The organism is Caproicibacter fermentans (assembly GCF_014303955.1).
Lineage (GTDB): Bacteria > Bacillota > Clostridia > Oscillospirales > Acutalibacteraceae > Caproicibacter > Caproicibacter fermentans.
The window spans coordinates 2,147,799-2,172,564 of record NZ_CP060286.1; the positions used below are offsets into that span (position 1 = coordinate 2,147,799).

Consider the following 24,766-nt stretch of genomic DNA (forward strand, 5'->3'; position numbering starts at 1 on the left):
AAGCAAAGCATTATGAGCGGATTGGCTATCATCATCGTTTCCATTGCCGTTTTGGGCGGCGGCTATCTTTTTTACGGCAGATGGCTTGTAAAAAAATGGGGGATCGACCCGGACGCAAAAACCCCCGCCTATGTTCATGAGGACGGGCAGGATTATGTTCCGGCCCCAAGGGGAATTGTATTTTCCCACCAGTTTTCCACCATTGCGGGCGCGGGCCCTGTCACGGGACCGATCATCGCGGCGATGTTCGGCTGGCTGCCGGCGCTTTTATGGATTCTGGTCGGCGGCGTGTTTTTCGGCGCGGTTCAGGACTTCGGCGCATTGTACGCCTCCGTGAAAAACGAGGGCAAATCGATCGGCCTGATTATTGAGCAGTATATCGGCAAAACCGGCAAGCGACTGTTCCTCACCTTTTGCTGGATTTTCTCGCTGCTGGTCATCGCCGCCTTCGGCGACATGGTCGCCTCCACGTTTAACGCTTTTTCCGTGGCCGGCCAGGTCAGCAGACCAAGCGCCGCCGCTGGCTCCATTTCCCTGTTTTATATTCTCGGCGCGGTTCTGTTCGGCCTTTTCATGAAATATGTTAAGCCCAACCAGGGCGTTTTGTTCCTCGTCGGGCTTGTTCTGTTCTTCGCCATGATGGCCGCCGGAATGGCACTGCCCGTCTATCTTGACAAAGCGCAGTGGCGTCTGGTTGTGTTCGCCTATATTTTCTTCGCCGCGGTGGTTCCGATGTGGATTCTGATGCAGCCGCGCGACTACCTGAGCTCTTTCCTGCTCATCAGCATGATCCTCGGCGCGGTCGTCGGGATTTTTATGACGAATCCCAGCATGAACCTGCCGGCTTTCACCTCCTTTAACGTCAAGGGGACAATGCTGTTCCCCATGCTGTTTGTCACCATCGCCTGCGGCGCGATTTCCGGGTTTCACAGCCTTGTTTCATCGGGGACCTCCTCCAAGCAGGTGAAAAATGAAAAAGATATGCTCGGCATCGGCTACGGCGCGATGATCGTCGAATCGCTGCTTGCGGTCGCCGCCATTGTGGTTGCGGGCGCCGCCGCCACAAACGGGAAGCTGCCCGGCGGCACGCCGTTCCAGATTTTCTCCGCGGGCGTCGCCGGATTCTTCATGAAGTTCGGCATGTCGGAATATGTCGCGACCTGCAGCATGACGATGTGTGTTTCCGCGCTCTGCCTGACGACTCTCGACTCCGTCGCCCGCATCGGCCGCATGTCGATGCAGGAATTGCTTTACGACGAGGACGGCAAGGCGCACACCCCGGTTACAAAATTTCTGACCGACAAGTATGTCTCCACCATTATCACGCTGATTTTCGGCTTTGCCCTTTCGCTCGGCGGATACAATAACATCTGGGCTTTGTTCGGTTCGGCCAACCAGCTGCTCGGCGCGCTCGTGCTGATTGCGCTGGCGGTGTTCCTGAAAACAACGGGCCGTCAGGGCTGGATGCTCTACATCCCGATGTCCATGATGCTGGTCGTCACCATGACCGCGCTGGTTATGGCGGTCGTCAATATTTTCCGTAAAATCGGCGCGGGGCAATTCGTGTTCCTGACCGACGGGCTCCAGCTGATCGTCGCGGTGCTGCTGATGTCGCTGGCGGTTATGGTTGCGTTCCACTGCCTGCAGAAGCTGTTCGGAAAAGAACCCAGCAAGACTACACCATCCGTCGCTGAAAAAGCGACCTGATTGGAATATTTTCCTCCAATATTGAGAGAACCGGCGAAGCGGGTACACCCCCGCCGCCGGTTTTCCATTCGGTTCGCCGATTCACGGACGGATCGCGACGGGCGCGGTCTTCGCGCCGGCAACGCGCATCAGGTCCTTCGGCGAAAGCTCCACCTGCGTGCCGATTTTTCCGCCGCTGACGATCATGCTCTCCAGCGCTTCGCAGCTTGCGTCCAGAACGGTGACATACTGTTTTTTCATCCCGACCGGGGAACAGCCGCCGCGGATATATCCGGTAACCTTGTTGATCTCCGTCACATGAATCATTTCAACGGATTTTTCCCCGACGCTTTTCGCCGCCGCTTTCAGGTTCAGCTCTTCCGCAACCGGTACCACAAAAACAAAAAAACCGCCGGAAGCGCCGCGGGTCACCAGGGTCTTATACACGTGGTCGACATCCTGCCCCAGCTTTGCCGCGACGGAAACGCCGTCGATTTTGCCGTCGTGATTCTCATAATAGTACGGATGGTAAGCGACCTTTTCCGCTTCCAGAATCCGCATGACGTTCGTCTTGTTTTCCTTCGCCATTTAAAAATCCCCTTTTGCTGTTTCCCCTCTATTATACCGCCGCCCTGAGAAAAGTAAAGACGCAGACCGCCGTCAGAACGGCAACGCAGAACCACGCGCGAATTTTCTGCGCCCCCGTGTTTGCGCACTCGCCCATCACCTGCCGGCTGGAGGTCAGAAGAGTCAGAAAAACTAACACCGGCGTCATCAGAACGCCGCCCGCGACCTGAACAAAAACGGCGGCCCAGTTCAGCGGCAGGCCCGGAATCAAAACCGCGCCGGCCGCCGCCAGCACGCTGATTCCGTAAACGGCATAGAACCCGGGCGCGTCGCGGACGCTGTCGTTCAGGCTGTTCGACCAGCCGAACGCTTCCGCTACGCTGAACGACGACGACAGGGATACGGTGATTGCGGCAAGAAGCCCGGAGTTAAACAAACCCAGCGCAAACAGAATCCCCGCGAGCGGGCCAACCCGCGCGGAGAGCGCCGAAACCAGCTCAGCCGGCCCGGCAGCCTCCAGATTCGGCACGATCCCGAAAACGGAGGAACCGACGAAAATCAGCGCCGCCGCAACGGCAACCTGACAGACGCATCCCGCGAAGACGTCTTTTCTGCCGTCCCGGATGCGGCGCGACCGGGCGCCGTGGTCCGCGTAGGCGGAGTTTTGATAAAAAATCATCCACGGCGCAACCGCGTTTCCGATCAGCGCCGCCGCGTACCAGCGGAAATCCCCGCCCGAGGAAAGGCGAAGGCTTTCCATCGTGCCAACGCCGGACTTCACGGCGAATGCCAGAAAAAGGAACACCAGATTATACATTCCGATCAAAAGGCCCATGCGTTCTTTTTTCCGGTACCCGCTGAGCAAAGTAATCGAAAAAACCAGGACGGTGCTGATCAGCACCGCCGGGACACGGGGCAGACCGATCAGATGAAGGCCCGCGGACATCCCGACAAATTCCGTCAGCAGTGTCAGGAGGTTTTCCATCATCAGCGCGACGATCTGGCAGACCATCCATCCACGCCCGTACCGCTCCCGCAGCAGCCGGGTAAAACCCGCGTTTGAAACGACTCCCAGCCTCATCGCCATTTCCTGAACGGTGTATGTAACCGGCATCAGGCAAAACGTCAGCGGAACAAATACGGCGGGGCCGAACTTTGCGCCCGTCAGGGCATAGGATAAAATTCCGCCCGCGTCGTTGTCGGCCATCGCGGCCAGCATGCCCGGCCCAAGAAACAGGAACAGGAAAAAGGGACCGCGTTTCCTGTTAAACATGAAAACACCCCCATGGGCAGTTTATGCCCGCGGGGGTGTTTGTGCTCCTGTGTAATTATCCTTCGATTTTCCACTTCACGCCCTGCGGCGTGTCTTCCAGCACCACACGGCGGGCTTTCAGCTCGTCGCGGATACGGTCCGCCGTCGCCCAGTCCTTTTCGGCGCGCGCTTTTGTCCGTTCGGCGATCAGCCGCTCGATCTCCTCATCGGCGCCGGTCTCTTTTTTCGCGTACAGCAGGCCCAGCACCTCCGCGAGATCGTTGAATAAATCGAGGGCGGTGCGGCACAGGTCTTTGGACGGATTCTTTTCCGCCGTCAGGTTTGTGTTGATGTCCTTCGCAAGGTCGAACAGCGCGGAAATCGCGTCCGCCGTGTTCAGGTCGTCCTCCATCGCCTCAATGAAACGGTCCTGGCGGGACTCGAACAGGCGGCGCAGTTCCCGTTCGCCCTCCCGTTCCCCGGCCGGAGCGTGTCCGAGCAGGAATTCAAGATTTTCACGGCAGTGATAAAGCCGGTCCAGAGCGGATTTGCACTGCTCGATGATCTCGATGCTGTAATTGATCGGCGTGCGGTAATGCGAGGAAATCATCAGGTAGCGGATCGGCTCATACCCGTATTTTTCGGCTACGTCCCGCACGGTAAAGAAATTGCCGAGCGATTTCGACATCTTTTTGTTGTCCACATTGATGTAGCCGTTGTGCATCCAGTAGTGTGCGAACGGCACGCCGTTGCAGCACTCGCTCTGCGCGATTTCGTTTTCGTGGTGCGGGAAGATCAGGTCCTGCCCGCCGCAGTGGATATCGATCGTTTTGCCGAGGTACCGGCGCGCCATGGCGGAGCACTCGATGTGCCAGCCGGGCCTTCCGTGCCCCCAGGGGGAGATCCAGCTTGGCTCCCCGGGCTTTGAACCCTTCCACAGGGCGAAATCGAGCGGGTCCTCCTTGTGTTCGCCGACCGCGATGCGCGCACCGGATTTCAGGTCGTCCAGCGGCTGGTGCGACAGCTTGCCGTAACCGGAATCCTTCAGCGTGCGGAAATAAACGTCCCCGTTTTCCGCCGGATAGGCATAGCCTTTTTCGACCAGGTCAGAAATAATGGAGATGATTTCATCGATATTCTCCGTCGCGAGCGGATGAACCGTCGCGGGGCGCACGTTCAGTCCCGCCGCGTCCGTCCGGTATTCCTCGATGTACTGCTGCGACACCGTGAGATAATCGGTTTTTTCCTCGTTCGCCTTCCGGATAATCTTGTCGTCGATGTCGGTGAAATTCTGCACAAAGGTTACTTTCATCCCCCGGTACTCCAGGTACCGGCGGAGCACGTCGAACACGCAGATCGGTCTCGCGTTCCCGATGTGGATATAATTATACACGGTCGGGCCGCAGGCGTAGATTTTTGCCTCTCCGGGCTCAATTGGAACAAATTCCTCTTTCCGCCTTGTCAGCGTGTTGTAAATTTTCATTTGATTGTCCTCCTTTATGAGCTTTTCGCCGCTCTTTTTCCGTCCTGATGCGAGACGGTTTTTTCCATCATGTCAAGCTGTGAATGGATCTTTCGAAGTTCCACCCCCATGTAGCAGAGCTGCTGGGAGACCGGGTCGCCGATGTGGATCTGATCCAGATTGGCCGGGCGCACTCCGTCCAGGCGAACGATGCGCGCCGGCACGCCGACCGCCGTGGCGTTCGCCGGGACTTCTTCCAGAACGACCGCCCCCGCCGCCACGCGCGCGTTGTCGCCCACATGGAAGGGACCGAGGATCTTCGCTCCGGCGCCGACCAGCACGTTGCTGCCCAGCGTCGGGTGGCGCTTGCCGTGGTCTTTGCCGGTTCCGCCAAGCGTAACGCCCTGATACAGGGTGCAGTAGTCGCCGATTTCAGAAGTTTCTCCGATCACCACGCCCATGCCGTGATCGATAAAAAGCCCTTTGCCGATTTTTGCGCCCGGGTGAATTTCAATCCCCGTTTTATGCCGCGACCTCTGGGAAAGATACCGGGCGATGAATTTGTGATTGCGCTCATAAAACCAGTGGGCGATTCGATAGGAACGGACCGCCTTGAACCCGGAATAGAGGAAAAACACCTCCAGCCGGGAACGCGCGGCGGGGTCGCGGTCGATGATGGAATCAAGGTCTGCCTTGAGACTGGAAAACATAAAAACCTCCTGTGGAAAAAAGCCGCCTCCGTCCCCAAACAGGGGACGGAGGCGGCGTCTGCCGCGGTTCCACTCCGCTTTATTTCTCATGAATGCCGGTAACGGGGCTGCCCGTGCGGGGATACTGAAAGTTCCCCCCGCATGCTCGCGGACGCATTTCGTTCCTCCGCATGGCAAAAAGCGCTTTCAGCCGATGACGCTTTCTCTCTTTTGCAGCCTGAGGAATTACTTCTTCCGGTCGTCGCATGTTCCGTTTGTTTCATAATAGCCGGAATCGATCCCGGCGTTACACAGTATAGTACAAAAAAAGCATTCTGTAAACACCCTGCTTTATTTTGTGGTGTCAATCAGCTGAATATTCTGCATCAAATAGATCATTCCGGAAACCACCGCGAAAACGGCGGAAATCAATACCAAAAAACTGCCGAGCCACGTCAGGATGAAGGCGCCGTCCGAACCGAAAACGGTGAACTCCGGCAGAATTCCGTCGCGGACCAGCTCCAGAAGAAACTGGAACAACAGCACCGCCGTGATCGCCACGACCTGGCTGACCGTTTTCGCCTTTCCCCACTTGTTCGCCGCAAGGACGCGTCCGTTTTCGGCGGCGATCAGACGGATCCCCGTTACCATGAATTCCCGCGCAAGGATAATAACGACTACCCAGGAATCCGCCAGGCCGAACTGCACAAAGCAAACCAGTGCGGACAAAACCAGAATTTTATCCGCGAGCGGGTCCATAAACTTGCCAAAATCGGTGATCTGATTCGTTTTCCTTGCGATTTTGCCGTCCAGCCGGTCGGTGTAGGAAGCCGCGGCAAACAAAATCAACGCCCAGAAATAATGCAGGCCGATGTAATCCTGGGCCAGAAGCGCGACGAGGAAAAACGGAACGATGCAAATTCTCGCGATGGTCAGCTTATTGGGCAGATTCAAGACAACTCCCCCTTACTCCACGGCGCGCCCGGCCGGGTCGCCGTCGATGCAGTCGGTGATTTTTACGTCGGCAAACCGGCCCGGCTCCGGCTTACGGCGCGCCGAAAACCAGACTCTTCCGTCGATGTCCGGCGCGTCCGCCGTGCCGCGCCCGTAACAAAGGCCCGCTTCCCGGTCAAAGCCCTCCGTCAGCACCCGAAGGGTTTTCCCGACCAGAGCTTCCGCCTGCTCCTGCATAATATTCATCTGGAGCTCCATGACAAGCTCCGCGCGGCGGCGCTTGACTTCCTCTTCCAGCTGGCCCGGCAGCTCCGCCGCCGCGGTGCCTTCCTCCTGCGAGTAGGCAAAGCACCCGAGCCGTTCAAACCGGATTTCGCGGACAAACCCGCAAAGCTCCTCAAAATCCTCTTCCGTTTCGCCGGGGAACCCGGCGATCAGGGTCGACCGCAGAATGATTCCGGGAACCGCGCCCCGGATTTTGCGCATCAGCGCGGTCAGGGAGGCGCGGTCGCCGACCCGGCGCATTGCTTTCAGAATTCTGCCGCTGCAGTGCTGGAGCGGTAAATCAAGGTATTTTACGATTTTTTCTTCCGATGCCATCGTCTGAAGCAACTCGTCGGTGATGGAATCCGGGTAAGCGTACAGAACACGGATCCATTCCGGCCCGTCGATCCGGCAAAGGCGGCGCAGAAGCTCCGGCAGCATCAGCTTGTGATACAGGTCGTACCCGTAACGGGACGTGTCCTGCGCAATCAGGATCAGCTCTTTTGCCCCGCCGGCGGCGAGCGATCGAGCTTCCTGCTCAATTTCCTCCATTGCGCGGGAACGGTACGGGCCGCGGATCGCCGGAATCGCGCAGTAGGAGCAGCGATTGTCGCACCCCTCCGCGATTTTCAGGTAAGCCGAGTATCGCGGGGTCAGCAGACTGCGCTCTCCGCACAGAGGCAGCTTTGTCTTTTCCGGGAACAGCTCTGTTTTGTCCCCTTCAAGCGCCTTTTGAACGACCTGGGCAATATTGCTGTTCGCCCCGATGCCCGCGACCCCGTCAACCTCCGGCAGCTCGCGGAGAATCTGCTCCCGGTAGCGTTCCGCCAGGCAGCCGGTCACAACGATCGCCCTGACTTGCCCTTCGGCCTTTTTCTTCGCAAGCTCCAAAATTTCACCGATGGATTCCTGCTTCGCCGCGTCGATAAATCCGCAGGTATTTACGATCGCGACATCCGCTTCCGCCGCGTCCTTTTTCAGTTCATAGCCCGCTTTCAGCAAAATCGCGAGCATCAGCTCCGCGTCCACCTGATTTTTGGGGCATCCAAGGTTCACAAGTCCTACCGAATATGCCATATCTTCTCCTGATTTTGTTCAGACGATAAAATCCTCCGAATGAAAATTACTATAATATCTGCCAGCCATCGCCGTGAATTTCAGCACGCAGTAGTCGGGGTCCGCGACGCCCTCCGGATAGTATCTGTCATCGCCTTCCTGCCAGATCATCGCCTTGGACTCCGCATCCTCCAAAACCTGCATGGTGCCTTTGAGCATCACGCCGCGAAAAAAACGCTTGTCGCAGAAATAAATGCAGGCCTTGGGATTTTCACGGTATTGCGCCGCACGAAGCGACGATGTGTTGGTCGTAAAATAAAACGCCCGGATTCCCTCGCGTTTTCTGGGGGAGAACATCGCCTTCACGTTCGGAAAGCCGTCCGCGTCGGCGGAACCGACGTACGCCGTTTTCTGTTTGTCAATCAGATTGCCGATCGTCTTCTCCGCATCCCGCAAAGCTGTCATCCTCTTCCTCAAATTTTCTGAGCCCGCTTTTGATGTCATCCCACCGGTAACCTAACCTTTGCAGCGCCGCCACAACGCGGCGCCGCCCCTTTTCGTCGCCCAGAAGGCGGGCGTATTTCTTTTGGAGAAGCCTTTGGACGGCTTCGACCGGGTCCGGCTCGCTTTCTTCCACAATGCGCTCCGCCAGATCGCGTTCGATCCCCCGTTTCGCCAGCTCCCATTTTACACGGGAAGCGGAGCAGCCCTTGCGTCCGAACAGTTCCGCTGCAAGGTTCCGGGCATACTCCTCATCATTGACCATCCCGAGTTCAACCAGACGCGAGGCGGCCCGCTCGGCCGCCTCGCGCGAAACGGTTCGGGCAATTTTGTCTGCAAGCTCCTTTTGGGAGTGGGCGCGGTGTTCCAGAAGATAAAGGGCCTTTTCCTGCGCGCGCCGCGCGTCGCTTTTCTGAATCAGCTCGTGCAGCCGCTCATCCGACAGTTCCGCGCCCGGTTTCAGCCCGGAGAGGACAAAGGTCTCCGTATCCACGCTGACGGCGTATTCCCCGTCGACAAAGAGGGCCGTCAGGCCCTTTCTGCGGGGTTCCGCCGCAGAGAGCATCATTCGTCGTCCGCCTCAATGTCAATATCGGAATTGGCGCCCGCTTTCCCGTTTCCGGCGTCCTCTTCCTTGACGGCGGTTTCCACGGGATGAATTTTCGATCCGGGCGTCGGCTTATTAAACAGCTCCGTCATATGCTGCCGAATCTGTTTCTCCAGTTCTTCCGCCGTATCCGGATGTTCCGCAAAAAAGTTTTTCGCGTTTTCGCGCCCCTGCCCGATTCTGATGTCCTGATAGGAAAACCACGCGCCGCTTTTCTGCACAAGGTCAAGCTGAACGCCGAGGTCCAGCAGCTCTCCGTCGTGCGAAATCCCCTGTCCGTACATCACGTCGAACTCCGCGGAGCGGAACGGCGGCGCAATCTTGTTCTTGACCACCTTCGCCCTCGTATGCGAACCGATCATTTCCGTTCCGTTTTTCAAGGTTTCGACCTTGCGGATATCGATTCTGACGGAAGCGTAGAATTTCAGCGCTCTGCCGCCCGGGGTCACCTCGGGGTTGCCGTACATCACGCCGACTTTCTCGCGCAGCTGATTGATAAAGATCGCCACGCAGTTTGATTTGGAAATCGCGCCCGCCAGCTTGCGAAGGGCCTGGGACATCAGGCGGGCCTGCAGGCCGACGTGGCTGTCGCCCATTTCGCCCTCGATTTCCACCCGCGGTACCAGCGCCGCCACCGAATCCACCACGATAACGTCGATCGCGCCGGAGCGCACCAAAGCCTCCGTGATTTCCAGCGCCTGCTCGCCGGTGTCCGGCTGAGAGACCAGCAGGGAATCCACATCCACGCCGAGCGCGCGCGCGTAAACCGGGTCCAGTGCGTGTTCCACGTCGATGAACGCGGCGTTTCCGCCGTTTTTCTGCCCCTGCGCGATGCAGTGCAGCGCCAGCGTGGTTTTGCCGGAGCTTTCCGGCCCATAGATTTCTATGATCCTGCCGCGCGGCAGGCCGCCGATTCCAAGCGCCAGGTCAAGCCCGAGCGAGCCGGTCGGAATCGCCTCGACATGCATGGCCTCGTTCTGTCCCAGGCGCATGACCGCCCCTTTGCCGTACTGCTTTTCGATCTGCGCCAGCGCCGTTTCCAGCGCCTTCTTTTTATCGGTTCCCTTGCCGACCAGCTTTTCCGGCATCTTTTTTCCCGCCGCCATACTGAATTCCTCCCGTCAGGCTCTTTCATTTCTTCCAATTCATTATAATCGATCGTCCGGGGAAAAGCAAGGACTTTACGAACAAATGTTTATCTCGCTTTTCTTGCGGAAACGACCCGGTCAATGTTGTTAAAATCCTTGTAAAAGCGGATTTCGGAGAGACCGGCCTCCGCAAAGAGGGCGGCAACCCCGCCGTGCCTGATCCTCTCCGCACTCCACGCACAGAACGCCGCCCAGCCTTAGCCGGGGCGCCCAGATTTTCGCGATCGCGCGGTAGAAGTCAAGGCCGTCCTCACCGCCGTCCAGCGCTTCGCGCGGTTCCCGCCGGACCTCCGGCTGAAGGCCGGGCAGCTCCTCCGCACGGACATAGGGCGGGTTGGAAACGATGCAGTCCAGGTCCCGGAACCGCTCCGCGGAAGCGGGATTCAAAACATCGAGGCGAACGGCCCGAATATTCGAAAGCCCTTGCCGCTCCAGATTGAGGTTCAAATAATGAAACGCGGGCTCCAGCCATTCCGCCGCGCCGACCTTCGCGCCGGGGAATCGCGCCGCGAGCGTGAGCGCCACCGCCCCCGTGCCGGAGCACAGATCAAGAATTTCCGGTTCGGAGGAGTCCTCAAGCAGTTCCGCGGCGGTGCCGACCAAAAGTTCCGTCTCCTCACGGGGAATCAGCACGCCCTCCCCAACCAGCAGGTTCCTCCCGCAGAACGGCCACTCCCCCAAAATATACTGAAGCGGCCGCCCGTTGATGCGTTCGCGCAGAAATCCCCGGAGCTGTTCCGTTTTGACGGGGTCGGCCGCCTGAGCCGAGCGGAGAATCCGTTCCTGCCGGTCCAGCCCGAACGCTTTTTGAAACAGGCATCCGGCTTCAAAATCCGGGCCGTCGATCCCCGCGTCGAACAGAGCGCGCCGCCCCTCCCGGTAAACCTCGCCGACCGTGCTCATGAATCGCTTTTCAGCGCGATTTTGTCCTCTCCGTTTTCGGGGATAACTTCCTTCATCGCGGCAATCGCGGCTTCCATCATTGAGTCGTCCGGCTCCTTGGTCGTGATGCGCTGTACCCAGAGCCCGGGCGCCGCGATGATCCTCGTCAGCATGTTTTCGTTTCTGCCGCAGTAACGGATCAGTTCATACCCGATGCCCATGACCAGCGGAATGCACAGGATTTTGACCGCTGTGCGGAGCAGCGGATTGGAAAACGGGATGAACAGGCCGATGAAAATGCCGACCAGCAGCATCAGCACCAGAAAGCTTGTGCCGCAGCGCGGGTGGAACCGGCGGTGCCGCCGCACATTTTCCACGGTGAGCTCCTCGCCGCTTTCATAGCAGAAAATCGTTTTATGCTCCGCTCCGTGGTACTGGAACAGGCGGCGGATGTCCTTCATCTGCGAAATCGCCGTCATGTACGCGAGAAGGATCACCATTCTCATCAACCCCTTCCACAGGCGAGCGCCAAACGGCAAAGTCCGGCCCTGCTGCCCCCGGAATCAGGTTGAAAAGCCAGGTGGGCAGAATGTAAAACAGCGCGATAGCCAGCAGGATGCCGAAAACGGTCCCGATGGTCATCACGATATTTGTGATCTGGTCGCCGAACTTGTCGTTCAGCCATTTGTCGAACTTGGATTCCTCCCCCTCTTCCACCTCCTCCATGCCGGAAATTTCGGCGGAGCGGGACAGGGCGCGGTATCCGACCGCAATGGAATCCACAAAGGCGGCCACGCCGCGAAGAAAGGGCAGTTTTAAAAGCGGATGACGGGTGCGCGGATCTTTCGCCGGCAGCTCTTCCAGCGTGATTTCACCGTCCGGCTGACGCACGGCAAGGACCGTTTTTTTCGGGCCTCGCATCATGATTCCCTCGATCAGGGCCTGTCCCCCGATGGATGTAATACACTTGATCTTCTCTCTGGGCATAAACTCCTGGTTTCCTTTCTAAGTAAGTTATGTCTCCTGCAGTTCGTTTTCCAGTTTATCATAGGTGGGAATTCTGATGGTTACCGCCGTGCCGATGTTTTCATGGCTTTCAACTTCAAGGCTGCCGGAATGCAGATTCATAATTTCATCCGCGAGCGCGAGGCCGATGCCCGACCCGCGCACGGTCTGGTTTGCCTTGTAGAATTTCTTTTTCACGTTCGGAAGATGCTCCGCAGGGATTCCGCAGCCGTTGTCGCTGATGACGACGCGGATGAAGCCGTCCTCCTCGTCGGCGGTCACGCTGATGGTGCCGCCCTCGCTGGTATATTTCAGCGCGTTGTCCAGAACATTGACGAACACCTGGCGCAGCCGGTTGATGTCGCCCAGCACGGGGGAAAGCATTTCCGGCTCTTCATACAAAAGGAATTTATGCTCCGACGAAGCTCGCTCACTGAACATATAGACGGCTTCGCCCAGCTCCGCCAGAAGATCGATTTTGTCCATGGTCAGCGTCATACGGCCGCTCTGCATACGGGAAAAATCCAGCAGCTCCTCCACGATTCCGGAAAGGCGCTCCGACTCGCGCACAATGATGCTCATGCCCCGGCTGAACGTCTGCCGGTCGGTGTCCCCTGCCTGAATCGTCTCCGCCCAGCCCTTGATGGCGGTCAGCGGCGTTCGCAGCTCATGGGAAACCGAGGAGATAAAGTCGTTTTTCATCTTTTCGCTCTGGCCCAGTTCGTCCGCCATGTCGTTGATGGTGTCGCAGAGCCTGCCGATCTCATCGTCGTTCGTTTTCCGGATGCGGGCCTTGAAATCGCCCTGCGCGATCAGCCTCGCGGTCGCGCCGATCCGCTTGATCGGAACGATAATCGACCGCATGAAATAATAGCTGGACAGAATGACAAACAGCAGGATCAGCAGGCCCGCGATCATCAGCGCGCCCACCACGATGAAGATCTGCCGGTCCGCATCCTCAAGGGAAACGACATACCGGATGGCCCCGACCGTATTGCCCAGATTACTGCGCATCACGCGGGTAACCGCCATGACCTTTTCCCCGCTGGAAAGGCGGCCCGTCCAGGTACCGTAACCGCCCGAGCTTTTCAGCGCGGCCTCATAATCCGGAATTTCCTGGTCCTCATCCGGCGCGAAGCCGATGGAAGTGCTCAGGATTTTTCCGGAGGAGCTGATGACCATCAGCTCCATGCTTTCCTTGTTCGGAAAATTTTCCACATAGCTGCGCGCCGCGGTGGAAAATTCCGTGGGGGATTCCCTGCCGTAGCTGGAAAACATATTCGTCAGCTCATCGCTCCGGCCGTTCAAGGCGGAGCGGATTCCGTTGTAGACATAACCCTGAATCACCGCGGAAAGGGTTGCGATCAGCGTCACCACGATCAGCAGAATCACCCCAAGGCTGTTTAACAGCCAGCGCTTTGTGATGCTGCTTTTCTGGATCATGCCGGTCCCTCCTTTCTCCGCGGATCAATTCCCGATTGATGGCGGGCTCAGCCCGTCCCTTCCCATTTATACCCAAGCCCCCAAACCGTAATGATATGCCTGGGGTTGGACGGTTCGTCCTCCACCTTCATTCTCAGCCTGCGGATGTTCACGTCCACGATTTTTTCCTCCCCGTAGTACGCGTCGCCCCAGACATGCTTCAAAATGTCCGTGCGGTCCAGCGCGGTGCCTGGATTGCTGAAGAAATACTCCATGATCTGAAACTCCACCTGCGTCAGCTCCACGGGCGTTCCCCGCCGCAGAAGCGTGCGGTTGCGCAGGCTGAGCACAAATTCGCCGGAGCGGATTTCATCGCGCAGGCCGCCGCTGCTCCTTGACTGCTCCAGCGCGACGCGCCGGTAAACCGCGTCCACCCGCGCGACCAGCTCGCTGGGGGAAAAGGGCTTTGTCACATAATCGTCCGCCCCCATCATCAGCCCGCTGACCTTATCCATTTCCTGCGTTTTGGCCGTCAGCATGATAATGCCGATCGAACCGCTCCTGCGGCGGAGCTCCTTGCAGACCGCAAGTCCGTCAAACTGCCCCGGCATCATAATGTCCAGAACCGCAATGTCGATTTCATTCCCTTCCCGATCGTAGATCTGAAGGGCCTCCTCGCCGTTGGCCGCCTCGCGTGTCTCATAACCGGCGCGCTTTAGGTTAATCACGACAAATTCGCGGATCGCCTGCTCGTCTTCCGCCACCAGTATCGTTTTCATTGGGTCTTCCTCCCGACCTAATTAATCTTTTGAAATCACCTGAAACGCTTCCAGGACTTCACTTTTGGTCATGGAAAGCGGGTTGTCCGGCGAAGGCAGGCTTGCCGCGAAAACCGAATTGTCGCTTTCCAACAGTTCAAAATAATTTTTGGTGCCCTCCCCCTGCTCCCACTCCTTGCGCGTGAAGGTCTGAATGGTCAGCAGCGGCGAGCCGGTAAACCCAGCCTTGTTTTTCTGAGTCGTCAGCCATTCGTAAACCGTCACCGTACGGGAGCTCGGGTCCAGCTTTGCGGTCGTCTTTCCCCGCCACATATCGGGAATCGAAAACCAGTATCCGTCCGAATAGTTGATGAACATGCTCATCACGCGGAACAGGGTGCTGGTATCCGTGTCATAGCGGAACCAGCTGGTCAGATAGGCCGAATCGTCGGAGGTTTTTCCGCTGTAGCCCGGCATCAGGGTTACCATTGGAACTTCGATGATCCGGTCGCCGTTGATATCCTTGCTGACGACGGAAGTATTCCGTTCGGTGCTTTTGGCGGTCTTTGTTTTCGGGTCGTAAAACGGCGAGCGGAGCGTCCCCGTTTTTTTATCCCAGTAAAGAAGCTCCGTCACCATGGTGTCCGCCGATTTGATTCCGTCGAGGACAATGCCGACCTGCTTCGCATTAATCAGCCCCGTCAGGACGGACACATACTTGGTGGCCCCGGAGTCCAGCGGAGCCGAACCCATCTGTTCAATCGACCCGTCCTTGACGCGCAGCAGCTGCGCGGAGGCCGGCTGATCGCCGACCGATACGCTCGCGGTAAAGACTTCATCGCGCCCGTCCCCGTCAAAGTCCATCACCGCCATTTCGGTATAGCTCTGGCTGAGCTTCAGCTCCTGCATCTGGTCGTTTTTGTTGTAGTAAACACAGATGTCCCCCGTGTTGTTCAGGCTGCTGCCCCAGCCGACGACCACCTCGTCCTTTCCGTCGCCGTCCAGGTCGCCGAAGCAGACCCGGTCCACCTTGGAAGCCGGGTTGTTAAAGGTACCCATGCTTTCCCATGTTCCGTTGGTTCTGCGCATGAACATAATGTTGATTCCGGCCGTGTCGTCTCCCTTTTGATAAAAGGCGATCGCCTCGTCATTCCGATTCCCGTAAATATCGTGCTTGATAATCGCGGAGCGGTAGTCCCCCGCGGAGGGATATTTCAGCGTCATTTTTCCGCCGGCCGTGCTTTCCAGCAGATTCTGAATGTCCGCCTCGTTTTCACCGGTCGGCTTCGGCGCGTGCATCAGCGACTGGGCGTCCAGCCCGACGAAGGAACAGCCGGACAAAGAGGCGAGCATCAAAAACAGAGCCGTTAAAACGGCGGCTTTCCACTTCATGCGGCAATTTCCTCCCTTCCGGCATGAATTGAATTTATTATAACATAATTCATAGTAAAAAACAGTATCAAAACTGTAAACAGACACACCCCGCCCAAGGCGCGCCAAATACGGACGGCATTTAAAATATACGCCGCCAAGCAGCTGTGCGTCACCTGCCGAACCGCTATAAGAAAAGTAATCTTTTAGGAGCTGAAAAGCTGAAAACACCCCCTGCAATCCGGTCATCCGGAGATGCAAGAGGTGTTTGTTTCTATATGTGTTTTCCCTTAAGAAATTGTGCCGGAGGGCGAGCAGGTTAAAGAAATGTCAACATCTACCGTTTGAATCGGAATCACGCCGGACCACTGTGTCAATGTCGAAGAAAGACTTGCAGTGTCCTTATACGCTTTAAGAGATTCGCTGCCATACGACCAGCCGCTTACCGTGGAATGGCTTGCGCTTTTGCTTATGACCCATGCGGAAGAACCGTCGTAACCAAAGCTTGCCTGTAAAGTGACGGTAGCTACGGTCGATCCGTTTGCCTTGTAGGTCTTTGTCCGGGTAGCGCTTCGCGTGGAAAAGGTAACCAGTGCTGCGGTCGCCGAATTGAATATCGTAGTTTTCGTCTCTACGGTAAAACCGTTCCCCAAATTCTCCGTCGTCACAGAAGTGGATTGGGCCTTCTGAGAAATGATGGTTTCCTGAGCGTAACTTGGAACAGAAACGCAAAGTGCCAATGCGACGACCAGGGCCCAAGAAAATAGCTTTTTCATACTCAAGACCTCCGTTTTAATTTTTTGAGGACGCAGCCATAGATGACGGTGCGTCAGTTTCCTGTCTGATGATCGTAACGGTTCCTTCTGAAATCACAGTCGCGCGTCTGACCCAGCTTATGTAAACAATAACGCCAACAAGAACGATAATGGCCAGCGTGAGCAATGCAACAGCCAAACGTCTTTGTCTTCGCCGAACTTTACGAAATCTTTCAACTTCTGTTTTATCCGGAAGCGTATTCAGAAATGTTTCCGCCAATTCTTCGGGCTTGCCTACATTTATGACGATATCATCAAAAGTTGCATCCGGCTGATTTTCCAAAAAATCGGCAACAAGGCGGCGTGCCTCCGCCATGAAATCAGTCTGCGACTTTCTGGAACAGAACAGATGCTTCCGAATTCCCTTATAGTAGTGTTTCAAATCGTCTTCCAGACTCATACCTTATCTTCCTCCCCACGGAAAAGAGTCCCGTCCTGCGACAATATTTTGTCGACGACTTTCGTGACCGTCCGGTATTCCTCGATGATTTTCTCCAGATAGCTTTGTCCTTCTTCTGTAATAGAAAAATAGATTCGCATTCGGTTATCTTCCGAAAGGACCTTGTTAGATTCTGCGATATAGCCGAATTTCTCAAGCCGGTAAATCGCAATATAAAGCGTATTGAAAGTGAGAACTCCTTCGCTGAATCGTTCCATTTCGCGCATCATTTCATAGGTATACATGGGCTTTTGGCGTAAAAGGAACAATACCAGCATTTCAGTGGTCGCTTTTTTCAGCGACTCTTTGATTCCGGCAGGCGTGCCGCTTATTGAGGAAGAATCCCGTTTTTCTTTTGTCAACCGACCAACCTCCAAGGTCTAACTTGCTATGACATTATCATATCATAAAATTATTCAAAAAACAAATATATTTATCATTGACAATCATTAGAACAGATGATATGATGTTAATGAAGAAAATTACAATCTATATCAATCGGGTGCAGAGAGGGTGAGTCCATTGGACCCTGTGACGGGGTGAAAAATTCCTCTTTTATGTTCCATCCATTCAGCGGCGAAATTATAACCGGGCTTTGAAAGTGGTCCTAAGCCTGCAAATAAAAAGTCAAGCCCTAGTTGAGAAAAAAACTGCAGTTAAATGCAGGAAAGGCAAAAAGGCGGTGCCACAGGCTCATAATGCCGTCCAGTATGCTCCAAGATCACGCGCGTTTCCCCCTCCAGACTTTGCAGTAAATTTGCCAACTTGCTGAGTTCGCTGGAGGTGTGGCGTACTTCATAGGGTTTTACCACCAACTCTCCAAAAGGACGGATCACTGACACCATGCTTTTCCCTTTGGAAACATCAATTCCGACTGCTTTCATAACCCACGCTCCTATTACAGATTTACAATTGGCGAGCCATCCTTTCTCACTGCCGATTCTATCTGTTTGATGACACGAACGCGCCGGACGGCGGCTCTACCTGCACAAATCGAACGCTGCGAACAAGAGGATGGCTGACTGACTTACGTACGGACGCAAAGTCCTTGGAGGTATCCGTCAGACCCATTGCTCTCTTATTCTAACAGCTTAGGCAACGAGATGGAAAAAGACATGGCTGGATTACCATGTCTTCCACCAAATATATAGTAACAGGAGGTTTTTATAATGGTTGTTTTAAAGAAAAAATTTAAGCCGGTCGTCTTTATATTCCTCATAGGGGTTTTATTATCATTTTTTACGGTATCTGCTTTCGCCGATAGTCTAGTGTCCAGTGACGAAACTTATTTTTCAACCTATGGCCATGATTATGAAGGGAGGTCCTTTCTGTCAATGCACACCTCAGACCATACTGCATCTGCAGGAGCAGAAACAGGCAACCAATTAAATGAGCGAGTTCCAACCGGTTATCTCGCCGTTGTGGCCAGACTATTTAACAATGATGATGATCTTATATATTCAACGGGCTTTCAATATAGCGATGGCCCGGCTATAGCGCTTCAAGTTAGCACTAATTCTTCTACAACCAGAACAACTTATTACAGTCAAGCAATTTCCGGCGCTTTTAACGGCGATGGTTATGACTATTATTTGGTTAATCGCACCCCTTCCCTTACAAACTAACAAAGGAGATTTTATCGTGAGAAAAAAAATATCCGCAAGAAAACCCATTCATTTGATCGCCTCTCTGGGAGCGGGACTTCTTCTCGGTGCATTTTTAGCGGTTTTTTCATTGATTCATGTTGACGCAAGAACATCCGCAGCCTCCGTCTACCAGAAAAATGCGGCAGGGCAAACCTACGGGTCCGAAAAGCTGGCAACTTCTTTTGAAACGGAACCGGATTTGATCGCCGCAGTCGGAACCAACGGGGCAAAAGGCTATGTGAAAGCAACGGATTTATACGGGGAACTCCCCAAAACACCGGAAGAGGCCGTATCAAAACAAAAGCTGCGTAAAAGCAAGGCGGCCCGGCGGATTCCGCTCTATGAGAAAGACGGTACAACTGTTATCGGTGAATTTGAACTTTCTTCCGGAAACGCGACTCTCATTCAATAAAACAGCCTCCGGCGCGGTTTCACGCCGGAGGCTCTCTCTGTTCTTCAGACGGTCGATGTGTAAAGCAGCATCGGCAGATTCGTCGCATAGATGGTGTCGAACTGGGAAATCGGGAGCGGGTTGGTCCCCGTGCCGACTTCCACCGTGTAGCCGGGTCTGCGGTACTCCTGGGTAAACCAGTCCTTGTAGCCGGAGTAGGAAGTGACTCCGGAGGCCTCCTCAAGCCCGTAGCCCGTGATTTCCGCCATCTGTTCGCCGATGACTTTCGCTTCCTGCGGAGCCATGTTCATAAAGTTCCAGTAAATGACGCGCCCCTGCGAATGGTAGGCGATGACCAGCCGGAAGTTATGGTTCTGCGTAAACCGGACGACCGCGCGGGACTCCGGCTCCGAAAGGGGATACGGCCCGGGGTAACGGGTCGGTCCGGGGCCGGTGATTCCAAGAGCCTCGGCCGCTTCTTTTCCAAGCTGCCAGGCGGCGTCATAGTTATGGTTCAGGTCGACCCCGTGAATATTTGCTTCCCAGTCCTTTGAAAAATCCGTGCTGCCGCTGTTCCAGCGGACCAGGTCGCCGGAATAGGGGTTTCCCCGCTGAAGCCCGTCGATCACCAGATTCACACCGTCCGGGTTGACCATCGGCATCAGATAAATGCTGCTGCGCTGCCACATCGAATTGATATCGTAGCCCTCAAGCTCCCCGCCGTAGGCATACGCCCGCAGAACGTCCTCCGCGAATTTCATTAAAACAGGCGTGGTGATCCATTCCAGCGCGTGGTGCGCCGCATTATAGAATACCTGGTTCGACCCTCTGCCGAGGCGCAGCGTGTAAAGGGTTTTGCCGAGCACGCTGTTCCCGGAATTGGTCACTTCCAGAAACGGATAGCGCGCTTTCAGCCCCTGTATGCTGTGCGTCAGGACCTCGTAGGTAAAAGCCGTGTCGGTCGGCACCACGTCGAAATCATAAGGCACCACGATCCGGCGGCCCACCGGAAGGCTTTCCGGATTCAGTTCCGGATTCGCCGTGGACAGAGCCTGCACGGTGGTGCCGTATTTCTGCGCAATCCCATAGAAGGTATCGCCGCGCCGCACCGTATACAGGTCGTAACCCAGCAGAAAGCGTTCGAGGACGCGCCAGGTCGCGGGCCCGACCACCCCGTCCGGCACAAGTCCGAATTGCCGCTGAAAGCGTTCCACTGCTTCCCGTGTTGCCGGACCGAAAGACCCGTCAACCTCCCCTGAAAAATAGCCGGACCGTTTCAGCACCGACTGTATTTCCATCACGTCGCTGCCGGACATTCCTTCCTGAAGGGTCCTCAATCTCATCACCCCAAAAATGATTCTTTTTCTATCATTTGTATTGGGGGAGAAAGGCGATTATTCTATTTTTTCCACCGAAATCAGCGGCAGCATCTGCAAGAATCCTTTCCGCGTACACATCCGGGTTCCCTCCAGAACCAGAGAAGCGTGCGCGGCGGCGGCCCCGTACCGCAGGACTTCCGGAATCGGCATTCCGCGAACGAGCGCGTAGCTCATGCCGGCGACCATGGAGTCTCCCGCTCCCTGAAGTCCCCGCACGGGGACGTCCGCGCCGGCTGAAAACCAGGCGTCGTCCTCCGTAACCAGCAGGGCGCCCTCTTTCCCCAGCGATACACAGACCATTCCGACTCCGAGCTTAACGACGCGCCGCGCAACCCGGAGCGCGTCGGCACGCGATGCAATCCGCTCGCCGAACGCTTCCTCCAATTCGTCGCGGTTCGGTTTAATCAGGTACGGACTCCCCTTGATTCCCTCCAGCAAAAGCTCCCCGCCGGCGTCGATCACCGTGCGCACCCCATGCCGCTCGGCCCGCTCCGCCAGCAGACGGTAATAATTTTCGGGAACTCCGGGCGGAGTGCTGCCGTCCAGAACCAGCAGCGAAGCCTTCGGCAGATTCCGTTCCAGCGTCCGTTCGAATCGCTCCAGAGCGTCCGGCCCGACTTCCGCGCCGGCTTCGTTCAGCTCGGTCATGACCCCCGCCCCGGCGTCAAATATTTTAATGTTGGTGCGCAGAGTGCCGCCGACTTCCGTCAGCTCGCCCGAAAGTCCCTTTTCACAAAGCGCCCGCGGCAAAAACTCCCCGCTTCCGCGGAAATTGAACCCCAGGCACCGCGTGTCTTCCCCAAGATTTTTGAGCGCGGCGCTGACGTTGATCCCCTTTCCGGCCGCGTCGCAGCGCGAAGCGGAAACGCGGTTTGTTTTGCCCGGAACAAAACCTTCCACCTGAACGGTGCGATCGATGCACGGATTCAATGTTACAGTTATGACCATTTTAACCCCCCGATTTTTGAGGCTGCGTTTCTGCCGTTCCCTGAAACAGCCGGATTCCTCTATACTATTCTCAAAACCAGCCCGGTTAATCAAAGGTTTCCCGGAAAAGGACCCAAAAAGCGGCACCTCCGCAACGGAGGCGCCGCTCATATCGCAAATCTTTCGAAATCATTTTGACAGGCGCGGAGTTTTCCCCGAAGGGCCCGGCCCCCGCGCCCGCCGCATATGGGAAAGACATATGCCGAAAATCAGGTGGACGCCGGTTCTTTCGCGCGCCCGAACAAAACGGACAGCGAACGGATTTGTTCCGCGAGCTGCGGCGTCAGGGCCTCTTTCTGAACCCGCCAGCGCCAGTTTCCGCCGACCGTGCCCGGAATATTCATGCGGGCTCCGGCGCCCAGGCACAGATAATCCTGCATTGGAATGACGCAGGTGTCCGCCACGCTTCCGAGCGCCGCGCGGATCATGCCGTAGGTAAATTCCGTTTCGCCTTTGCCGCGAACGTTCAGGTACCGCCGCGCGTACTCCACGTCCCGGGGCGGCGCGCTGTGCTGCCAGTCCGCGGTTGTCGTGTTGTCGTGCGTGCCGGTGTAAACCACGCAGTTTCGCCCGTATTGATAAGGCAGATAGTCGCTTTTTTCACGCGAGTCAAACGCAAACTGGAGAACCTTCATGCCCGGAAAACCGCTTTCCCGCAGAAGAAGCCGCACGTCGTCGGTTAAAAATCCCAGGTCTTCCGCAATAATCCGGATGCCCGGAATTTTTTCCTTCATCACGTTGACAAACCGGATTCCCGGTCCCTTGCGCCAGCGGCCGCCGGTTGCGTCGCGGTCGCCCGCGGGCACGGCGTAATAGCTTTCAAAGCCACGGAAATGGTCGATCCGGACCACGTCGTAAACACGCGCCGCAAAGCTGAGCCGCCGCACCCACCAGGCGTATCCGTCCCGCTCCAGACGGTCCCAGTCGTAAAGAGGGTTCCCCCACAGCTGCCCCGTTGGGGCGAACGCGTCCGGCGGGCACCCGGAGACCTCCGTGGGATTCAGCGCTTCATCCACCTGGAACAGCTCCGGGTGGGTCCACAAATCGGAGGAATCCGGAGAAACGTAAATCGGAATATCGCCGATCAGTTCAATCCCGTTTTGATGCGCGTAGTTTGTGAGCGCGCCCCACTGGGTGAAAAACAGGTATTGAATCGCCTTCCATAAATGGATTTGACCGCCGAGGTGCGATTCAGCCTCTTCAATCTCGTCCCGCACCCTCAGGCGGAGCGGTTCGGGCCAGTCGTGGAACGACACCATGCCGTTTTCGGCCTTCAGCGCCATAAACAGCGCATAGTCGTCAAGCCAGTCGGCATTCCTCTTACAAAACGCCAGGAACCGCGCGTCCGTGGGATTCAGTCTGCCCGCGGCATGGCCCAGCAGCGGCACGCGGTTTTCGTAAAGCGCGCCGTAATCCACAAACTCAGGATCGTCGCCGAACCGGGCGGCTGAAATTTCCTGTTCGGTCAAAAGACCGTCCTCCGCAAGCAGGTCCAGATCGATCAGATAAGGATTCGCCGCAAACGCGGAAAAGCTCTGATAGGGGCTGTCGCCGCAGCCGGTCGGCCCGACGGGGAGAATCTGCCAGTAATGCTGGCCCGCGTCTTTCAGAAAATCGATAAATTGATAAGCTTCCTTTCCCAGACTTCCGATCCCGTGGCGGGAGGGCAGACTGCTCACAGGCAGCAAAATTCCACTGGTACGAATAAAAGAACCCTCCAATATTGTTCAATTAGCGGATGTGGGGTTCAGCCTTTGACGGCGCCCGCAACGACACCCCGTATAATATATTTCTGGCAGGAAAGGTAAAACACAATCACCGGTATCATGGAAAGAACCAGCACCGCCATCATCGCCCCCATATCCTTGGAGCCGTAGCCTCCGCGGAGATACTGGACCGCGATCGGAATGGTGCGGTACTTCTGCCCGATCACCAGATAAGGAAGAAGATAATCGTTCCAGGTCCACATGGCGATCAGAATCGCGACCGTTATGACCACGGGCTGCAGAATGGGGAACACCACGCGGAAAAACACCTGAATCGGATTGCAGCCGTCGATCATGGCCGCCTCCTCAATATCGATGGGCACGGACTTGATAAAGCCGCTGAACATAAACACGGAAAGCCCCGCGCCGAATCCGACGTACAGCACGACCACGCCGGTCGGCGTGTCAAGATGAAGCATATCCGCCATTTTCGACATGGTGAACATGACCATCTGAAACGGTACGATCATGGAAAAGATCAGCAGGTAATAAAGCGCGCTGGAATAGGTCGACTTAATGCGGGTGATATACCACGCGGCCATGGAATTGAAAAGGCAGATCAACAGAACGGCGAACACCGTAATATACAGGGAATAGCCGAACGCGTTGAAAAAAGCGGTTTTGTCGACGCCGTTGAAATAATTGTCCAGCCCGACAAACATGCTGCCGGTCGGCGGAAGAAACGCGGTTTCCGAAATGTAGAACCTTCCCTTGAAGGAATTCATCAGAACGACCAGCACCGGGGCCAGAAACAGAGCCGCCAGGATGAGAAGCGCCAGAAAAACGACGCGGTTTGAAGCAGTATTTCTGCGTTCCATCAGTTTTCCACCTCCCTGCTTCTGGTCAGTCTGAGCTGAATGAAGGCGATGACCGTGACCAGCAGGAAGAAGATAACCGCCTTGGCCTGACCGATTCCCTCGGAATGAATCGAACCGTAAAACGTATTGTAAATGTTGAGCGCCAGCATTTCGGACTGTTTGCCCGGCGCGCCCGCAGTCAGGGCAAGGTTCTGGTCAAAGAGCTTGAACGAGTTGGTCAGCGTCAGGAACAGGCAGATCGTAATGGACGGCATCACCATCGGAACGGTGACATGGAACAGCTCCTGAATCGGGGTCGCTCCGTCCACGGCCGCCGCGTCCCGCAGCTCCGTCGGGACATTCTGAATCCCGGCGATGTAGATGATCATCATGTACCCGATCATCTGCCAGTTCATCAGCACGACCAGTCCCCAGAAGCCGTATTTCGGGTCGGTGGTCAGCGTTACGCCGGACTGGTATAAAATCCCGTTGATGATCAGCTGCCAGATGTACCCGAGCACGATGCCGCCGATGAGATTCGGCATGAAAAACACCGTGCGGAACCCGTTGGTCCACCGGACGCCGCGCGTAAGCAGCAGCGCCAGAAGAAACGCGAGAAGATTAATGGAGATCACCGAGATGACGGTGAATTTTGTGGTAAACCAGAGGGAATTCAGAAAATCCCCGCCGGAAGTAAATGCCTTTATGTAGTTTTCGATTCCAACCCATTTGGAGTCCGTCACCGCAGTAAATTCGGTGAACGACAGGTAAACGCCCATCAGAAACGGCGCGAGAAACGCAATGATAAACGCGAGCAAGGTCGGGAACGTGAAAAAAGCCACATATTTTTTCAGAACTTTTTGCATCTGTCTTTCCCCCGTTAAAAAATAGTGAGTGAGCTCTCCGGGGTGCTGCACTCACT

The 24,766-nt window shown here is 56.0% G+C and carries 26 protein-coding genes, 1 pseudogene and 1 other annotated feature; of the genes and pseudogenes, 3 read left to right on the forward strand and 24 right to left on the reverse strand.

All coding sequences use genetic code 11. The annotated features are described in order from the left end of the window. Nucleotides 1–12 precede the first annotated feature (12 nt). Nucleotides 13–1,707: a carbon starvation CstA family protein gene (locus HCR03_RS10575; RefSeq protein WP_187034199.1), complete on the forward strand. Its 1,695-nt coding sequence runs from the start codon at nt 13–15 to the stop codon at nt 1,705–1,707. Nucleotides 1,708–1,788: 81 nt separating this feature from the next. Here HCR03_RS10575 and ybaK read toward each other — a convergent pair whose 3' ends face one another. The 19 genes and pseudogenes from ybaK to HCR03_RS10665 all read right to left on the reverse strand — a co-directional run. Continuing rightward, nucleotides 1,789–2,274: a Cys-tRNA(Pro) deacylase gene (gene ybaK / locus HCR03_RS10580; protein WP_187034200.1), complete on the reverse strand. Its 486-nt coding sequence runs from the start codon at nt 2,272–2,274 to the stop codon at nt 1,789–1,791. Nucleotides 2,275–2,305: 31 nt separating this feature from the next. Beyond that, on the reverse strand, nt 2,306–3,526 hold the full coding sequence (locus tag HCR03_RS10585) for an NRAMP family divalent metal transporter (protein WP_187034201.1): 1,221 nt from the start codon (nt 3,524–3,526) through the stop codon (nt 2,306–2,308). A 55-nt stretch (nt 3,527–3,581) separates the two neighbouring features. Continuing rightward, nucleotides 3,582–4,988 carry a cysteine--tRNA ligase gene (gene cysS, locus HCR03_RS10590; protein ID WP_156991289.1) on the reverse strand — a complete coding sequence of 469 codons (1,407 nt, stop codon included), beginning with the start codon at nt 4,986–4,988 and terminating at the stop codon, nt 3,582–3,584. A 14-nt stretch (nt 4,989–5,002) separates the two neighbouring features. After that, nucleotides 5,003–5,677, reverse strand: coding sequence for a serine O-acetyltransferase (cysE, locus tag HCR03_RS10595; protein ID WP_187034202.1), 675 nt, complete (start codon nt 5,675–5,677; stop codon nt 5,003–5,005). A 44-nt stretch (nt 5,678–5,721) separates the two neighbouring features. Then, nucleotides 5,722–5,928: a binding site (T-box leader), on the reverse strand. Nucleotides 5,929–6,007: 79 nt separating this feature from the next. Then, nucleotides 6,008–6,610, reverse strand: coding sequence for a CDP-diacylglycerol--glycerol-3-phosphate 3-phosphatidyltransferase (gene pgsA, locus HCR03_RS10600; RefSeq protein WP_066650169.1), 603 nt, complete (start codon nt 6,608–6,610; stop codon nt 6,008–6,010). Between the two features lie 12 nt (nt 6,611–6,622). Next, nucleotides 6,623–7,951: a 30S ribosomal protein S12 methylthiotransferase RimO gene (gene rimO, locus HCR03_RS10605; RefSeq protein ID WP_187034203.1), complete on the reverse strand. Its 1,329-nt coding sequence runs from the start codon at nt 7,949–7,951 to the stop codon at nt 6,623–6,625. An 18-nt stretch (nt 7,952–7,969) separates the two neighbouring features. Beyond that, nucleotides 7,970–8,395, reverse strand: coding sequence for a pyridoxamine 5'-phosphate oxidase family protein (locus tag HCR03_RS10610; RefSeq protein ID WP_207708897.1), 426 nt, complete (start codon nt 8,393–8,395; stop codon nt 7,970–7,972). After that, nucleotides 8,349–8,999: a regulatory protein RecX gene (locus HCR03_RS10615; RefSeq protein WP_187034204.1), complete on the reverse strand. Its 651-nt coding sequence runs from the start codon at nt 8,997–8,999 to the stop codon at nt 8,349–8,351. The genes HCR03_RS10610 and HCR03_RS10615 overlap by 47 nt, the downstream gene beginning before the upstream one ends. Continuing rightward, nucleotides 8,996–10,144, reverse strand: a complete 1,149-nt coding sequence (recA, locus tag HCR03_RS10620; RefSeq protein WP_083210284.1) for a recombinase RecA — start codon at nt 10,142–10,144, stop codon at nt 8,996–8,998. The genes HCR03_RS10615 and recA overlap by 4 nt, the downstream gene beginning before the upstream one ends. A 129-nt stretch (nt 10,145–10,273) precedes the next feature. Continuing rightward, on the reverse strand, nt 10,274–11,089 hold the full coding sequence (prmC, locus tag HCR03_RS10625) for a peptide chain release factor N(5)-glutamine methyltransferase (protein WP_228724943.1): 816 nt from the start codon (nt 11,087–11,089) through the stop codon (nt 10,274–10,276). After that, nucleotides 11,086–11,529 carry a DUF1385 domain-containing protein gene (locus HCR03_RS20125; RefSeq protein ID WP_407926801.1) on the reverse strand — a complete coding sequence of 148 codons (444 nt, stop codon included), beginning with the start codon at nt 11,527–11,529 and terminating at the stop codon, nt 11,086–11,088. Before HCR03_RS20125 ends, prmC begins: the two co-directional genes overlap by 4 nt. After that, nucleotides 11,483–12,055 (reverse strand): DUF1385 domain-containing protein, encoded by a 573-nt coding sequence (locus HCR03_RS20130; protein ID WP_267459176.1) that lies wholly within the window; start codon nt 12,053–12,055, stop codon nt 11,483–11,485. The genes HCR03_RS20125 and HCR03_RS20130 overlap by 47 nt, the downstream gene beginning before the upstream one ends. A gap of 27 nt (nt 12,056–12,082) precedes the next feature. Then, a complete protein-coding gene (locus tag HCR03_RS10635; protein ID WP_228724944.1) occupies nt 12,083–13,516 on the reverse strand; it encodes a sensor histidine kinase in 1,434 nt (477 codons plus the stop codon). Between the two features lie 47 nt (nt 13,517–13,563). Next, the gene (locus HCR03_RS10640; protein WP_066650149.1) at nt 13,564–14,274 is read right to left on the reverse strand and encodes a response regulator transcription factor; all 711 of its coding nucleotides are present in this window, start codon (nt 14,272–14,274) and stop codon (nt 13,564–13,566) included. A gap of 21 nt (nt 14,275–14,295) precedes the next feature. Further along, nucleotides 14,296–15,645, reverse strand: a complete 1,350-nt coding sequence (locus HCR03_RS10645) for an FG-GAP repeat domain-containing protein (protein WP_166525173.1) — start codon at nt 15,643–15,645, stop codon at nt 14,296–14,298. A 269-nt stretch (nt 15,646–15,914) separates the two neighbouring features. Beyond that, nucleotides 15,915–16,400 (reverse strand): hypothetical protein, encoded by a 486-nt coding sequence (locus HCR03_RS10650; RefSeq protein ID WP_187034205.1) that lies wholly within the window; start codon nt 16,398–16,400, stop codon nt 15,915–15,917. Nucleotides 16,401–16,416: 16 nt separating this feature from the next. Further along, complete coding sequence (locus HCR03_RS10655; protein WP_187034206.1) at nt 16,417–16,839, reverse strand: hypothetical protein; 423 nt, start codon at nt 16,837–16,839, stop codon at nt 16,417–16,419. Further along, entirely contained in the window at nt 16,836–17,240 is a 405-nt protein-coding gene (locus tag HCR03_RS10660) for a PadR family transcriptional regulator (RefSeq protein ID WP_066650136.1), read from the reverse strand. The genes HCR03_RS10655 and HCR03_RS10660 overlap by 4 nt, the downstream gene beginning before the upstream one ends. A gap of 321 nt (nt 17,241–17,561) precedes the next feature. Next, nucleotides 17,562–17,762, reverse strand: a pseudogene (locus HCR03_RS10665) (IS110 family transposase); the annotation flags it as partial. A 285-nt stretch (nt 17,763–18,047) separates the two neighbouring features. Between HCR03_RS10665 and HCR03_RS10670 the strand changes: the two are divergent. Then, a complete protein-coding gene (locus tag HCR03_RS10670; RefSeq protein WP_156991296.1) occupies nt 18,048–18,503 on the forward strand; it encodes a hypothetical protein in 456 nt (151 codons plus the stop codon). Between the two features lie 16 nt (nt 18,504–18,519). Further along, nucleotides 18,520–18,936, forward strand: coding sequence for a hypothetical protein (locus tag HCR03_RS10675; protein ID WP_083210023.1), 417 nt, complete (start codon nt 18,520–18,522; stop codon nt 18,934–18,936). A 44-nt stretch (nt 18,937–18,980) separates the two neighbouring features. Here the strand turns inward: HCR03_RS10675 and HCR03_RS10680 are convergent, their stop codons facing one another. From HCR03_RS10680 to HCR03_RS10700, 5 genes are all read right to left on the reverse strand, one after another. Then, nucleotides 18,981–20,252, reverse strand: a complete 1,272-nt coding sequence (locus HCR03_RS10680; RefSeq protein ID WP_187034207.1) for a M14 family metallopeptidase — start codon at nt 20,250–20,252, stop codon at nt 18,981–18,983. Nucleotides 20,253–20,309: 57 nt separating this feature from the next. Next, entirely contained in the window at nt 20,310–21,242 is a 933-nt protein-coding gene (gene pfkB, locus HCR03_RS10685; protein WP_187034208.1) for a 1-phosphofructokinase, read from the reverse strand. Between the two features lie 248 nt (nt 21,243–21,490). After that, nucleotides 21,491–23,002, reverse strand: a complete 1,512-nt coding sequence (gene malQ, locus HCR03_RS10690; protein WP_156991297.1) for a 4-alpha-glucanotransferase — start codon at nt 23,000–23,002, stop codon at nt 21,491–21,493. A gap of 26 nt (nt 23,003–23,028) precedes the next feature. Further along, nucleotides 23,029–23,865, reverse strand: coding sequence for a carbohydrate ABC transporter permease (locus tag HCR03_RS10695; RefSeq protein ID WP_187034209.1), 837 nt, complete (start codon nt 23,863–23,865; stop codon nt 23,029–23,031). After that, nucleotides 23,865–24,710: a carbohydrate ABC transporter permease gene (locus HCR03_RS10700; RefSeq protein ID WP_066644617.1), complete on the reverse strand. Its 846-nt coding sequence runs from the start codon at nt 24,708–24,710 to the stop codon at nt 23,865–23,867. The genes HCR03_RS10695 and HCR03_RS10700 overlap by 1 nt, the downstream gene beginning before the upstream one ends. Between the last annotated feature and the right edge of the window lie 56 nt (nt 24,711–24,766).

What these genes read in the sequence shown, in the direction of transcription:
- HCR03_RS10575 (WP_187034199.1), top strand. Translation starts at nt 13, where the DNA reads ATGAGCGGATTGGCTATCATCATCGTTTCCATTGCCGTTTTGGGCGGC.
- ybaK (WP_187034200.1), bottom strand. Translation starts at nt 2,274, where the DNA reads ATGGCGAAGGAAAACAAGACGAACGTCATGCGGATTCTGGAAGCGGAA.
- HCR03_RS10585 (WP_187034201.1), bottom strand. Translation starts at nt 3,526, where the DNA reads ATGTTTAACAGGAAACGCGGTCCCTTTTTCCTGTTCCTGTTTCTTGGG.
- cysS (WP_156991289.1), bottom strand. Translation starts at nt 4,988, where the DNA reads ATGAAAATTTACAACACGCTGACAAGGCGGAAAGAGGAATTTGTTCCA.
- cysE (WP_187034202.1), bottom strand. Translation starts at nt 5,677, where the DNA reads ATGTTTTCCAGTCTCAAGGCAGACCTTGATTCCATCATCGACCGCGAC.
- rimO (WP_187034203.1), bottom strand. Translation starts at nt 7,951, where the DNA reads ATGGCATATTCGGTAGGACTTGTGAACCTTGGATGCCCCAAAAATCAG.
- HCR03_RS10610 (WP_207708897.1), bottom strand. Translation starts at nt 8,395, where the DNA reads ATGACAGCTTTGCGGGATGCGGAGAAGACGATCGGCAATCTGATTGAC.
- HCR03_RS10615 (WP_187034204.1), bottom strand. Translation starts at nt 8,999, where the DNA reads ATGATGCTCTCTGCGGCGGAACCCCGCAGAAAGGGCCTGACGGCCCTC.
- recA (WP_083210284.1), bottom strand. Translation starts at nt 10,144, where the DNA reads ATGGCGGCGGGAAAAAAGATGCCGGAAAAGCTGGTCGGCAAGGGAACC.
- prmC (WP_228724943.1), bottom strand. Translation starts at nt 11,089, where the DNA reads ATGAGCACGGTCGGCGAGGTTTACCGGGAGGGGCGGCGCGCTCTGTTC.
- HCR03_RS20125 (WP_407926801.1), bottom strand. Translation starts at nt 11,529, where the DNA reads ATGAAGGACATCCGCCGCCTGTTCCAGTACCACGGAGCGGAGCATAAA.
- HCR03_RS20130 (WP_267459176.1), bottom strand. Translation starts at nt 12,055, where the DNA reads ATGCCCAGAGAGAAGATCAAGTGTATTACATCCATCGGGGGACAGGCC.
- HCR03_RS10635 (WP_228724944.1), bottom strand. Translation starts at nt 13,516, where the DNA reads ATGATCCAGAAAAGCAGCATCACAAAGCGCTGGCTGTTAAACAGCCTT.
- HCR03_RS10640 (WP_066650149.1), bottom strand. Translation starts at nt 14,274, where the DNA reads ATGAAAACGATACTGGTGGCGGAAGACGAGCAGGCGATCCGCGAATTT.
- HCR03_RS10645 (WP_166525173.1), bottom strand. Translation starts at nt 15,645, where the DNA reads ATGAAGTGGAAAGCCGCCGTTTTAACGGCTCTGTTTTTGATGCTCGCC.
- HCR03_RS10650 (WP_187034205.1), bottom strand. Translation starts at nt 16,400, where the DNA reads ATGAAAAAGCTATTTTCTTGGGCCCTGGTCGTCGCATTGGCACTTTGC.
- HCR03_RS10655 (WP_187034206.1), bottom strand. Translation starts at nt 16,839, where the DNA reads ATGAGTCTGGAAGACGATTTGAAACACTACTATAAGGGAATTCGGAAG.
- HCR03_RS10670 (WP_156991296.1), top strand. Translation starts at nt 18,048, where the DNA reads ATGGTTGTTTTAAAGAAAAAATTTAAGCCGGTCGTCTTTATATTCCTC.
- pfkB (WP_187034208.1), bottom strand. Translation starts at nt 21,242, where the DNA reads ATGGTCATAACTGTAACATTGAATCCGTGCATCGATCGCACCGTTCAG.
- HCR03_RS10695 (WP_187034209.1), bottom strand. Translation starts at nt 23,865, where the DNA reads ATGGAACGCAGAAATACTGCTTCAAACCGCGTCGTTTTTCTGGCGCTT.
- HCR03_RS10700 (WP_066644617.1), bottom strand. Translation starts at nt 24,710, where the DNA reads ATGCAAAAAGTTCTGAAAAAATATGTGGCTTTTTTCACGTTCCCGACC.